7 protein-coding genes are annotated in these 13133 nt (G+C 63.3%); all 7 read left to right on the top strand.

Going from position 1 to position 13133, the window contains the following annotated elements; all coding sequences use genetic code 11:
• The first annotated feature begins 52 nt into the window (after positions 1–52).
• Positions 53–2521: a glycogen/starch/alpha-glucan phosphorylase gene (locus tag FJ977_RS04050; RefSeq protein WP_140768750.1), complete on the top strand. Its 2469-nt coding sequence runs from the start codon at positions 53–55 to the stop codon at positions 2519–2521.
• A 106-nt stretch (positions 2522–2627) separates the two neighbouring features.
• On the top strand, positions 2628–4841 hold the full coding sequence (gene glgB / locus FJ977_RS04045; RefSeq protein ID WP_140768748.1) for a 1,4-alpha-glucan branching protein GlgB: 2214 nt from the start codon (positions 2628–2630) through the stop codon (positions 4839–4841).
• Positions 4842–4889: 48 nt separating this feature from the next.
• Positions 4890–6155: a glucose-1-phosphate adenylyltransferase gene (glgC, locus tag FJ977_RS04040; RefSeq protein WP_140768746.1), complete on the top strand. Its 1266-nt coding sequence runs from the start codon at positions 4890–4892 to the stop codon at positions 6153–6155.
• Positions 6156–6224: 69 nt separating this feature from the next.
• Positions 6225–7670: a glycogen synthase GlgA gene (gene glgA, locus FJ977_RS04035; RefSeq protein ID WP_140768744.1), complete on the top strand. Its 1446-nt coding sequence runs from the start codon at positions 6225–6227 to the stop codon at positions 7668–7670.
• Positions 7671–7673: 3 nt separating this feature from the next.
• The gene (locus FJ977_RS04030; RefSeq protein ID WP_140768742.1) at positions 7674–9302 is read left to right on the top strand and encodes an alpha-D-glucose phosphate-specific phosphoglucomutase; all 1629 of its coding nucleotides are present in this window, start codon (positions 7674–7676) and stop codon (positions 9300–9302) included.
• A 200-nt stretch (positions 9303–9502) separates the two neighbouring features.
• The gene (gene glgX, locus FJ977_RS04025) at positions 9503–11503 is read left to right on the top strand and encodes a glycogen debranching protein GlgX (RefSeq protein ID WP_140768740.1); all 2001 of its coding nucleotides are present in this window, start codon (positions 9503–9505) and stop codon (positions 11501–11503) included.
• Positions 11503–13128, top strand: coding sequence for an alpha-glucosidase family protein (locus FJ977_RS04020; protein ID WP_140768739.1), 1626 nt, complete (start codon positions 11503–11505; stop codon positions 13126–13128). Before glgX ends, FJ977_RS04020 begins: the two co-directional genes overlap by 1 nt.
• Positions 13129–13133 lie beyond the last annotated feature (5 nt).

Genomic DNA, 13133 nt, shown 5'->3' with positions numbered 1-13133 from the left:
TGGGATGAATGGTGAAAGCCGGTATGATCGTTGCAACCGCACGAGAGGTAGCATGACGCGCGCGATGACATCCGAAACCCTTCCGCCACTGCTCGAAAATCCAGATCCGAAGACGCTCGCAAGGGAAGTCTTGATGGCCCTCAAATACAGGGTCGGTAAGGACACCACCGTCGCGACGCAATATGATTGGCTGACCGCCTCGATCAAGGTCGTGCGCGATCGCATCGTCGATCACTGGATGCAGGCAACCAAAGAGGCCTACGACCAGCAGGAAAAGCGCGTCTATTACCTGTCGCTGGAATTCCTCATCGGCCGCCTGATGCGCGACGCCTTCTCCAATCTCGGCCTGATGGACAATATGCGCGAGGCGCTGTCGTCTCTCGGCGTCGACCTCGATCTCATCGCGGCGCTCGAGCCCGATGCGGCGCTCGGCAATGGCGGCCTTGGCCGGCTCGCCGCCTGCTTCATGGAAAGCATGGCCACCGTCGACATTCCCGCGCATGGCTACGGCATCCGCTACGCCAACGGCATGTTCCGCCAGGAAATCCATGACGGCTGGCAGGTCGAACTGCCCGAAACCTGGCTCGATCACGGCAACCCATGGGAATTCGAACGGCGCGAACGCTCCTTCGAAGTCGGCTTCGGCGGCTCGGTGGAGTCCATCACGTCAAAGGATGGCCGGCTCGAGCGCCATGTCTGGAAGCCGACCGAGCATGTCCTGGCCGTTGCCTACGACACGCCCGTCGTCGGCTGGCGGGCAAACCGCGTCAACACGCTGCGGCTGTGGTCGGGCATGCCGGTCGATCCGATCCTGCTCGACAAGTTCAATGCGGGCGACCACATCGGCGCGCTGGCTGAGAGCAACAAGGCCGACGCGTTGTCGCGCGTGCTCTATCCCGCCGATTCCCACGTCGCCGGGCAGGAGCTCAGGCTGCGGCAGGAATATTTCTTCTCCACCGCCTCGCTGCAGGACATCGCGCAGCGGCATCTGAGCCAGTATGGCGACCTGAAGTCGCTGCCCGACAAGGCCGCGATCCACTTGAACGACACCCATCCGGCGATCGCGGTGCCGGAGCTGATGCGGCTCCTGATGGATGTCCACGGCATGGACTTCGACCTCGCCTGGGATATCACCAAGCGCACCTTCGGCTACACCAACCACACGCTCCTTCCCGAGGCGCTGGAAAGCTGGCCGGTGCCGCTGTTCGAACGGCTTTTGCCGCGTCACATGCAGATCGTCTACGCCATCAACGCGCAGGTGCTTCTGGAGGCCCGCGCCACCAACCAGTTCTCGGGCGAGCAGATCAGCCGCATCTCGCTGATCCAGGAAAACGGCGACCGCCGCGTTCGCATGGGCAATCTGGCCTTTGTCGGCTCGCACTCCATCAATGGCGTCTCGGCGCTGCACACCGAGCTGATGAAGGAAACGGTGTTCGCCGACCTGCACAAGCTCTATCCCGACCGCATCAACAACAAGACCAACGGCATCACGCCGCGGCGCTGGCTGATCCAGTGCAACCCGGGACTGACCTCGCTCGCCCGCGAGGCGATCGGCGACCGGTTTCTGGACGACATCGAGGGCATCAAAGGGCTCGACGGCTTTGCCGATGACAGCGCGTTCCGGGAGAAGTTCGCGGGCGTCAAGCGGCAGAACAAGGTGCGGCTGGCCAATCTCGTCGCCGACCGGCTCGGCATCAAGGTCGATCCGTCGGCGCTGTTCGACATCCAGGTCAAGCGCATCCACGAATACAAGCGCCAGCTTCTCAACATCCTCGAGGCGGTTGCGCTTTACGACCAGATCCGTTCGCATCCCGAGCGTGACTGGATGCCCCGCGTGAAGTTTTTCGGAGGCAAGGCGGCGCCCAGCTACCACAACGCCAAGCTGATCATCAAACTCGCCAATGACGTCGCCAGGGTCATCAACCGCGACCCGGCCGTTCGCGGTTTGCTGAAGGTGGTGTTCGTGCCGAATTACAATGTCAGCCTGGCCGAAATCATGATGCCGGCCGCCGACCTGTCCGAGCAGATATCGACCGCCGGCATGGAGGCGTCGGGCACCGGCAACATGAAGTTCGCGCTCAACGGCGCGTTGACCATCGGCACGCTCGACGGGGCCAATGTCGAGATCAAGGAATGCGTCGGCGACGACAACATCTTCATCTTCGGCCTGACAACGGCAGAGGTCGCCGAGCGGCGCAACAATGGCTACAACCCGCGCGCCGTGATCGAGGGGTCCTCCGAACTGGCGCAGGCGGTCGCGGCCGTATCCTCGGGTGTCTTCTCGCCGGACGACCCGGACCGCTACCGCGATCTCATCAATGGCCTCTACGACAGTGACTGGTTCATGGTCGCCGCCGATTTTGATGCCTACACCGCTGCCCAGCGCGAGGTCGACGCCGTCTGGCGCAACAGCCCGGATTGGTATGCCCGGGCGATCCGCAATGTCGCGCGCGTCGGCTGGTTTTCCTCCGATCGCACGATCCGCCAATACGCGAAAGAAATCTGGAACGTGCCTGTCTGATGTGATTGCATGAGGCCACGAACAAAGTGGTCCCGGTGATGCGGGTTGAATGTCAATTCACATCACCAGAAACAAACACCTGGTGCCCTGGGAGGGACACTGCCTGATGAGGAAGCCGCGCGCGACCGCTGCGACAAGCGGGCCGGACGGACTGGCGCCAGCCAGCGATGTTGCGGCGATTGTCGCCGGCACGCACGGGGATCCGTTTGCAGTCCTTGGCGTCCACGAGATCGGCAAGAGCCTGTTTGCCCGCTGCTTCGTTCCCCATGCCGAAACCGTCGCAGCCTATACGCTGACGGGCATCGAGGCCGGTGAGTTGTCCAGGCGCGATGATGCCGGCTTCTTCGAAGGCAAGCTGTCGATCAGGAAGCGGCAACCGCTGCGCTACCACGCGCGCAATGCCGGCGGCGACTGGTGGCTGACCGATCCCTATTCGTTCGGCCCGGTGCTCGGGCCGATGGACGACTACTATATCGCCGAGGGTTCGCACCTCAGGCTGTTCGACAAGCTTGGCGCGCATGTCATCGAGCACGAGGGGGCCACCGGCGTGCATTTCGCCGTCTGGGCTCCCAATGCGCGGCGCGTCTCGGTGGTCGGCGATTTCAACGACTGGGATGGCCGCCGTCACACGATGCGTGATCGCCGCGATACCGGCATCTGGGAATTGTTCGTGCCCGACATCGGTGCCGGCCGACCCTACAAATACGAGATCATCGGCCCCGATGGCGTCAGACTGCCGCTGAAGGCCGACCCGTTCGCGTTCAAATCCGAACTGCGTCCGGCCACGGCTTCGGTCGTTGCGGTGCCGCCGGGGCATGAGTGGGGCGACGAGGCCCACCGCAATTTCTGGCGCAATGCCGATCACCGGCGCGAAGCCATTTCGATCTACGAAGTCCACGCCGGGTCCTGGCAGCTTGGCGACGACGGCACGTTCCTGTCATGGGACGAAATGGCCGATCGGCTGATCCCCTACGTGGTCGAGACCGGTTTCACCCACATCGAGTTCATGCCGATCTCCGAACATCCCTATGACCCGTCCTGGGGTTATCAGACGACCGGCCTCTATGCGCCGTCGGCCCGCTTCGGCGACCCGGACGGTTTTGCCCGTTTCGTCGATGGGGCGCACCGCGCCGGCGTTGGCGTCATCCTCGACTGGGTGCCGGCGCATTTTCCGGTCGACGCGCATGGCCTGGCCCATTTCGACGGCACCGCGCTCTACGAACATGCCGACCCGCGCAAGGGTTTTCATCCCGACTGGAACACCGCGATCTACAATTTCGGTCGCCGCGAGGTGGTGTCTTTCCTAGTCAACAACGCGTTGTTCTGGGCCGAGAAATACCATGTCGACGGTTTGCGCGTCGATGCGGTCGCCTCGATGCTCTACCTCGACTATTCGCGCAAGGCCGGCGAATGGATCCCCAACGAGAAGGGCGGCCGCGAGAACCTCGAAGCGGTCTCTTTCCTGCAGAAGATGAACAAGGAGGTCTACGGCCATCATCCGGGCGTCATGACCATCGCCGAGGAATCCACCTCATGGCCGAAGGTCTCCGCGCCGGTGCATGAGGGCGGGCTGGGTTTCGGCTTCAAGTGGAACATGGGCTTCATGCACGACACGCTGGAGTATTTTTCCAAGGAGCCGATCTTCCGCAAGCACCACCACAACGACCTGACCTTCGGCTTGACCTACGCTTTCTCGGAGAATTTCGTGTTGCCGCTCTCGCATGACGAGGTCGTGCACGGCAAAGGCACGCTGCTGGGCAAGATGGCCGGCGACGACTGGCAGAAATTCGCGACCTTGCGTGCCTATTACGGCTTCATGTGGGGCTATCCCGGCAAGAAGCTGTTGTTCATGGGACAGGAGTTCGCGCAGCGCCGCGAATGGAGCGAGGCACGCGCGCTCGACTGGAACCTGCTCGATTTCCGCCCGCATCGCGGCGTCTGGCAGACGGTGCGCGATCTCAACTATCTCTACAGGTCGCGCCCGGCGCTGCATGGCCGCGACTGCGAACCGGAAGGATTTTCCTGGCTGATCGTCGACGACAGCCAGAATTCGGTTTTCGCCTGGGTGCGCAACGCGCCTGGCGGCAGCCCGGTGGCCGTCATCTCCAACTTCACGCCGGTGCCGCGCGACAATTATCGCGTGCCGTTGCCGAAGGCCGGCAAGTGGCGCGAGATCATCAACACCGACGCATCCGAATATGGCGGCTCCGGCATGGGCAATGGCGGCATGGTCGAGGCAAGGGCGGAAGGCAAGAGCATCTCGGCAACGATGCTTCTGCCGCCGCTGTCGACGATCATGCTCGAACTGGTTGTCGACTGAGCCCGTCTCGGCGAAATGGCGAGACTTGAGTAACTTGGGAGGGTAGAAATGGCAGACTTGAAACGGACCCAGCCGCTGGCGCGCGATGCCATGGCCTACGTACTGGCCGGCGGCCGTGGCAGCCGCCTCAAGGAACTGACCGACCGTCGCGCCAAGCCGGCGGTCTATTTCGGCGGCAAGACGCGCATCATCGACTTCGCGCTCTCCAATGCGCTCAACTCGGGCATTCGCCGCCTTGGGGTCGCCACCCAGTACAAGGCGCATTCGCTGATCCGCCACCTGCAGCGCGGCTGGAACTTCCTGAGGCCGGAACGAAACGAAAGCTTCGACATCCTTCCCGCCAGCCAGCGTGTGTCGGAAACGCAGTGGTATGAGGGCACGGCGGACGCCGTCTACCAGAACATCGACATCATCGAGGCCTATGGCCCGGAATACATGGTCATCCTCGCCGGCGACCATATCTACAAGATGGACTACGAGATGATGCTGCGCCAGCATGTCGACGCCAATGCCGACGTCACGGTCGGCTGCCTCGAAGTGCCGCGCATGGAAGCGACAGGCTTCGGCGTCATGCATGTCGATGCCAAGGACAACATCATCGCCTTCGTCGAAAAGCCGGCCGATCCGCCAGGCATTCCGGGCAACCCGGAATTCGCCCTGGCCTCGATGGGCATCTACGTCTTCAAGACCAAGTTCCTGATGGAGCAACTGCGCCGCGACGCCGCCGAGCCCGGCTCCAGCCGCGATTTCGGCAAGGACATCATCCCCTATATCGTCCAGCATGGTAAGGCGATCGCGCACCGCTTCACCAAGTCCTGCGTACGCTCGACCGCGGAAAACGAAGCCTACTGGCGCGATGTCGGAACGGTCGACGCCTATTGGGAAGCCAATATCGACTTGACCGATGTGACGCCGGAGCTCGACCTCTACGACCGCGACTGGCCGATCTGGACCTATGCCGAGTTGAAGCCGCCGGCAAAATTCGTCCATGACGAGGATGGCCGGCGCGGCTCGGCCGTTTCTTCCCTGGTCTCGGGCGATTGCATCGTCTCCGGCGCGACGCTGAAGAAAAGCCTGATCTTTACCGGCGCGCGCATCAATTCCTATTCGACGCTGGAAGAGGTCGTCATGCTGCCCGACGTTCATGTCGGACGGAACGCAAAGTTGAAACGCGTCGTCATCGATCACGGTGTAAGGATACCGGAAGGGTTGGTGATCGGCGAGGATCCCGTGCTCGACGCCAAGCGCTTCCGCGTTTCGGAAAAGGGCATCTGCCTGGTCACACAGGACATGATCAACAAACTCGGGCTCTAGAGCAATTCCAGGAAAAGTGTGAGAACGGTTTTCCCACCGGAATTGCTCAGAACAGGATCGGATAGACGCATGCAGGTTCTGTCGGTCACGCCCGAGATCTTCCCGCTGATCAAGACCGGCGGACTGGCCGATGTGACCGGTGCGCTGCCCGTCGCGCTGGCAGCCAAGGGCGTGGCCATGCGCACACTCATTCCAGGCTTTCCCGTGGTGATGGAAGGCTTCAAGAAAAGGAAGGCCGTCTACCAGTATCCGTTGCTGCAAGGCGGCAAGGCCTCCATCCACTCTGTCGAGCTTGCCGGGCTCGATCTTTTCGTGCTCGACGCGCCGCATCTGTTCGACCGGCCCGGTGGTCCCTATGGCAATGCTTCGGGAGCGGATTGGCCGGACAATTGGCGGCGCTTCGCGGCGCTGAGCCAGGCCGGTGCCGATATCGCCGGCGGCGCCATCTCGGGCTACCTGCCAGACATCGTCCATGCCCATGACTGGCAGTCGGCGATGACGCTGGCCTATATGCGCTACGGCAAGGCGGTCGGCACGCCTTCGATGATGACCGTCCACAATCTCGCCTTCCAGGGCCAGTTTGGCGCCGGCATCTTCGGCGAGCTCGGTCTGCCCGCGGCGGCGATGGCGCTTGACGGCGTCGAATATTATGGCGGCGTCGGCTTCCTCAAGGCCGGCCTGCAGGCCGCCTGGGCGATCACCACCGTCAGCCCGACCTACGCGCAGGAGATCCGCTCGCCGGAGTTCGGCATGGGTCTCGACGGACTGATCAACATGCGCTCCAGCGATCTCTACGGCATCGTCAATGGCATCGACACAGCCATCTGGGATCCGGAAACAGACAAGCATCTGGTATCGAACTATACGGCCGCCACGCTCAAGGCGCGGGCACCGAACAGGGCCGCCGTGGAGGATCGCTTCGGCCTCGACCGCGACGATAGCCCCATCGTCTGCGTCATCAGCCGGCTGACCTGGCAGAAGGGCATGGACATATTGGCGACGGTGATCGACGGTGTCGTCGCGACCGGTGTACGCTTGGCCATACTGGGCTCGGGCGACGCCGGCCTGGAAGGCGCATTGCTTGCCGCCGCCGCACGCCACCGTGGCCGCATCGGCGTGGTCGTCGGCTATGATGAGGGGCTGTCGCACACCATGCAGGGCGGCTGCGACGCCATCGTCATCCCATCACGCTTCGAACCCTGCGGTCTGACGCAGCTCTACGGCCTGCGCTACGGCTGTGTACCGGTGGTTGCCCGCACCGGCGGCCTCGCCGACACTATCATCGACGCCAACGAAGCGGCGATGGCGGCCGGCGTGGCGACAGGGTTCCAGTTCGCACCCAACAATGGCGGCGCGATGCTGCACGCCATAAGCCGCCTGGCCGAAGCCTACGCCAACCCCGCGGTCTTCGAAACCATCCAGCGTCAGGGCATGAAGACCGATGTGTCGTGGGATCGAAGCGCCGAAAAATACGTTGAACTCTATCGCCTGCTGCTTTCGAAAAGGGTCGCCTGAAGCATGATACGCACCGTCCCCACCAAACCCTACTCCGACCAGAAGCCGGGCACGTCGGGCCTGCGCAAGAAGGTGCCTGTGTTCCAGCAGGAGCATTATGCCGAGAACTTCATCCAGTCGATCTTCGACGCGCTCGACGGGTTCAAGGGCAAGACCTTGGTGATCGGTGGCGACGGCCGCTTCTATAACCGCGAGGTCATCCAGAAGGCGATCGCCATGGCCGCCGCCAACGGCTTCGGCAAGGTGATGGTCGGGCAGGGCGGCATCCTGTCGACGCCCGCCGCCTCGCATGTCATCCGCAAATACAAGACCTTCGGCGGCATCATCCTGTCGGCCAGCCATAATCCGGGCGGCCCGCACGAGGATTTCGGCATCAAGTACAATGCCGGCAATGGTGGCCCGGCGCCGGAAAAGCTGACCGACGCGATCTTCGAGAAAACCAAGGCGATTTCGAGCTTCAAGACATCGGACATCGATCCGATCGACATCGACACGATCGGCACGGTCAAGGCCGCCGGCATGACGGTCGAGATCATCGATCCGGTCGCCGACTATGCCGAACTGATGGAAAGCCTGTTCGATTTCGACGCGCTGCGCAAACTGTTCAAGTCAGGCTTCCGCATGCGCTTCGACGCCATGCACGCGGTGACCGGTCCCTATGCCAAGGAGATCCTTGAAAACCGGCTTGGCGCGGCCAACGGCACCTGCCGCAACTTCAAGCCGCTGCCCGATTTCGGCGGCCATCATCCCGATCCGAACCTGGTCCACGCCAAGCACCTCTATGATGAGATGATGGGGCCGGATGCGCCGGATTTTGGTGCCGCTTCCGACGGCGACGGCGACCGCAATCTGATCATCGGCAAGGGCATTTTCGTCACCCCGTCGGATTCGGTGGCCATGCTTGCCGCCAATGCCCGCCTGGCGCCCGGCTACAAGGACGGGCTGAAGGGCATTGCCCGCTCGATGCCGACCAGTGGCGCGGCCGACCGGGTCGCCGAAAAACTCGGCATCGGCATCTATGAGACCCCGACAGGCTGGAAGTTCTTCGGCAATCTGCTCGATGCCGGCATGGCGACGATCTGTGGCGAGGAAAGTGCGGGCACCGGCTCCAACCATGTCCGCGAGAAGGACGGCCTTTGGGCGGTGCTGTTGTGGCTCAACATCCTCGCCGCGCGCGGCGAAAGCTGCAAGCAGGTCGTCACCGAGCACTGGGCGGCCTACGGGCGCAACTACTATTCGCGCCACGACTATGAGGAGGTCGAGAGCGACCGCGCCAATGCGCTGGTCGACGAACTGCGCGCCAAGCTCGGCTCGCTGCCCGGCACCAGCGTGCGCGGCCTGAAGATCACCAAGGCCGACGACTTCGCCTATCATGACCCGGTCGACGGCTCGACCAGCGAGCACCAGGGCATCAGGGTGCTGTTCGAAGGCGGTTCTCGCGTCGTCTTCCGGCTCTCCGGCACGGGTACTTCAGGTGCCACCTTGCGCGTCTATATCGAGCGCTACGAGCCGGACAAGGCGCGGCACGATCTCGACACCCAGGTCGCACTCGCCGACCTCATCGCCGCCGCCGACGACATTGCCGGGATCAAGAGCCACACCGGCCGCAACAAGCCGAGCGTGATTACTTGAGGGGTGGCGTTGAGGGCTTTCCCTTCTCCCCTTGTGGGAGAAGGTGGCCTCGCGAAGCGAGGTCGGATGAGGGGTGCTCCAGCTTGGCGCGTTCTTCGATCGAGATTGCCAACGCCTCGTCCCGTCACACACCCCTCATCCGTCTCGGTGCTGCGCGCCGATCCACCTTCTCCCACAAGGGGAGAAGGGGAGGCGCTGGCATGACCCAACTCGGCGCCACAATCACCCCCGAAGGCATCCGCTTTGCCGCATGGTCCGCATCGGCCCGTCGCCTCTGGGTCTCTATCTTCGACGAAAAAGACAATCGCGAAATCGACCGGCTGGAACTGAAGCCGGAAGGCGAGGGGGTGCATGCGCTCTTCGTTTCCGGCCTTGCCGCGGGCACGCTGTATGGTTTTCGTGCCGACGGCGATTATGCGCCCGAGCTTGGGCTGTGGTTCGATCCCGACAAGCTGCTGACCGATCCCTACGCCGTCGAAATCGACCGGCCCTATGCTTATCACTGGCGGCTCGCCGCGCGGCGTAACGAGGGTGCGGACACCGCGCCGTTGATGCCCAAGACCGTGGCAAGGACCTTGCCCAAGGCAGTGCCCGTGCTGCCGCCGCTGTTTCGTCCGGGCGGCCTGATCTACGAACTGAACGTCCGCTCCTTCACGAAGCTCCACCCTGATGTGCCGGAAGAACAGCGCGGTACCCTGGCAGCGCTCGCCCACCCCGCCATCATCGCGCATCTGAAGCGCCTCGGTGTGTCCGCGGTCGAACTGATGCCGGTGACGGCGTCGATCGACGAGCGGCATCTGCCACCGCTGGGCCTGAGCAACGCCTGGGGCTATAACCCCGTCACCTTCATGGCGCTCGATCCACGGCTGGCGCCCGGCGGTCTGGCCGAATTGCGCGAAACCGTCGCGAGGCTGCGCCAGGCCGGCATCGGCACCATCCTCGATCTCGTCTTCAACCACACAGGCGAAAGCGACAGGCTGGGGCCGACGCTGTCGTTGCGCGGCCTCGACAATCAAGCCTACTACCGGCACCAGCCGGATGGCAGGCTGGTCAATGACACCGGCACTGGCAACACCGTCGCGTGCGACCATCCGGTGGTGCGCGACATGGTGCTCGACACGCTTCGCCATTTTGTCCGCCATGCCGGCGTCGACGGCTTTCGCTTCGATCTGGCACCGGTGCTGGGCCGCGTCGATGGCGTGTTCGATCCCGCCGCGCCCTTGCTCGAGGCTATCGCCGGCGATCCGGTCCTTGCCGATCGCGTGCTGGTCGCCGAACCCTGGGATATAGGCCCGGACGGCTATCAGCTCGGCAATTTCCCCGCGCGCTTCCTCGAATGGAACGATCGCTATCGCGACGACGCCAGACGCTTCTGGCGTGGCGATGTCGGCGCGGTTGGAGCGTTGGCGACCCGGCTTGCCGGCTCATCCGATGTTTTTGGCAAGGCAGGCCAACCAGCTAGCCGAACGGTCAATTTCATCGCCGCGCATGATGGCATGACGCTGGCCGATATCGTCGCCTATGAGCGTAAGCATAACGCGGCCAATGGCGAGCAGAACCGTGATGGCCACAACGACAATTTGTCCTGGAACAACGGCGCCGAGGGCGAGACGGACAACGCGGCGATCGGCAAAGCGCGCTTCGAAGACCAGTGCGCGCTGCTTGCCACACTATTTGCCTCGCGGGGCACCATCATGCTGACCGCAGGCGACGAATTTGGTCGTACCCAGAAGGGCAACAACAACGCCTACGCGCAGGACAACGCCGTCACCTGGCTGGATTGGACGGGCCGCGACCAGGTGCTGGAGCGTTACGCATCGGCGCTGGCCACACTCCGCCGCGCCGTCCCGGCATTGTCGGATACGCATTTCCTGATGGGACAATCAGCCGAGGCCTCAGGCATCCCCGACGTCGTCTGGTTGACTGAGACCGGCATGCCGCTGGCCGAGGCGGACTGGAACGATCCCGGCCGACATCGCCTTGTCATGCTATTGGGCGATGCAGGCGGCGGCCGCCTTGCCGTCATCATCAATGGCGATCGCCGCCAATGCGTCTTCACCTTGCCCGAAAGGGAAGGGTTCCGATGGCAGCCGGCGATCGAAACGCAGGCGGTCGACCTTGCGCGGCCAATGCCGGGCCGCAGCGTCAATTTCATGATCGAGCGCCTGGCTCAAAAGGGCGGCGCCGGGAAGGGGTCGTGATGGCCGATGAAGATGCCAACGAGTGGTGGCGTGGCTGCGTCATCTACCAGGTCTATCCGCGTTCCTTCCAGGACACGACCGGCGATGGCAGCGGCGATCTCAGGGGTATCACGGCAAGGCTCGCCCACATCGCCTCGCTTGGCGTCGATGCCGTTTGGCTGTCGCCCTTCTTCAAGTCGCCAATGGCCGACATGGGCTACGACGTGTCGGACTATAGCGACGTTGATCCGATGTTCGGTTCGCTGGAGGATTTCGACACCCTGGTCGCCGAAGCGCACCGGCTGGGCCTGAAGGTCGTCATCGACCAGGTGCTGTCGCACTCATCCGACAAGCATGAATGGTTCATCGAAAGCCGCGCCAGCCGCGACAACCCCAAGGCCGATTGGTATGTCTGGGCCGATGCGAAGCCCGACGGCAACGCGCCCAACAACTGGCTGTCCGTCTTCGGTGGCCCTGCCTGGGAGTGGGATTCGACCCGCCGGCAGTATTACATGCACAATTTCCTCGCCTCGCAGCCCGACCTGAATTTCCACAATCGCGAGGTCCAGGATGCACTGCTGGACACGGTTCGGTTCTGGCTGGAGCGCGGCGTCGACGGTTTCCGGCTCGACACCGTCAATTACTATGTCCACGACCGCTGGCTACGCAGCAATCCGCCCTTGGCGTCGAGTGTCGCCGGCACCAATGGCGAAACCAACACCTACCTTTACCAGGAGCATCTGTTCGACAAGACGCAGCCGGAAAACCTGGCTTTCCTCAAACGTTTCCGGGCATTGCTGGACGAGTATGAGGGCCGTGCCGCGGTTGGTGAAATCGGCGACGAGGGCCGCTCGCTGCAGACGCTGGCCGCCTACACTTCCGGCGGCGACAAGCTGCAGATGTGCTACACCTTCGACCTGCTCGGTTCGCAATTTTCGGCGGCGCATGTGCGCGGCTGCGTCGAGGCTTTCGAACATGCGGTCGTCGACGGTTGGGTCTGCTGGGCGTTCTCCAATCATGACGTGGTGCGCCATGTCAGCCGCTGGACAAGGCCGGACGGCGATCCCGACACGGTGGCCAGATTCTCGATAACGCTGCTCGCTTGCCTGCGCGGCTCGATCTGCCTCTATCAGGGCGAGGAACTCGGCCTGGAAGAGGCGGAGTTGGCCTACGAGGATCTGCGCGATCCCGTCGGCATCCGCTTCTGGCCTGGCGTGAAGGGCAGGGATGGTTGCCGCACGCCGATGGTCTGGGAGGCCGGCGCCGACAATGCGGGTTTCTCGACCGCCAGGCCCTGGCTGCCGGTCCCGGCCAGCCATCGCGCCCGCGCCGCCGATGTGCAGAACGGCAACGACCAATCTGTGCTGTCCGCCTACCGTTCGACGCTTGCCTTGCGCAGGCGTCATCCAGCACTGGTCAGCGGTTCGATCCGCTTTCTCGACGCCGAGGGTGATGTGCTCGCCTTCATCCGCGAAGGTGGCGGACAGAGGCTGCTCTGTGTCTTCAATTTCCCCGCGGAGCCGGCGAATTGGCAATTGCCAGGGGACATCGGAACAATTGCGGCTGTCTTGGATGGCGAAGCTGCTATCGAGGAAGAAGCGCTCTCGCTGCCGGCTCTCGGTTGCTTCCTTGGTCGGCTCGACTGACTGGC

The organism is Mesorhizobium sp. B2-1-3A (genome assembly GCF_006442655.1).
GTDB lineage: Bacteria > Pseudomonadota > Alphaproteobacteria > Rhizobiales > Rhizobiaceae > Mesorhizobium.
The sequence above is the reverse complement of the archived record's forward strand: the minus strand, read 5'-3'. Positions and strand labels throughout refer to the sequence as shown.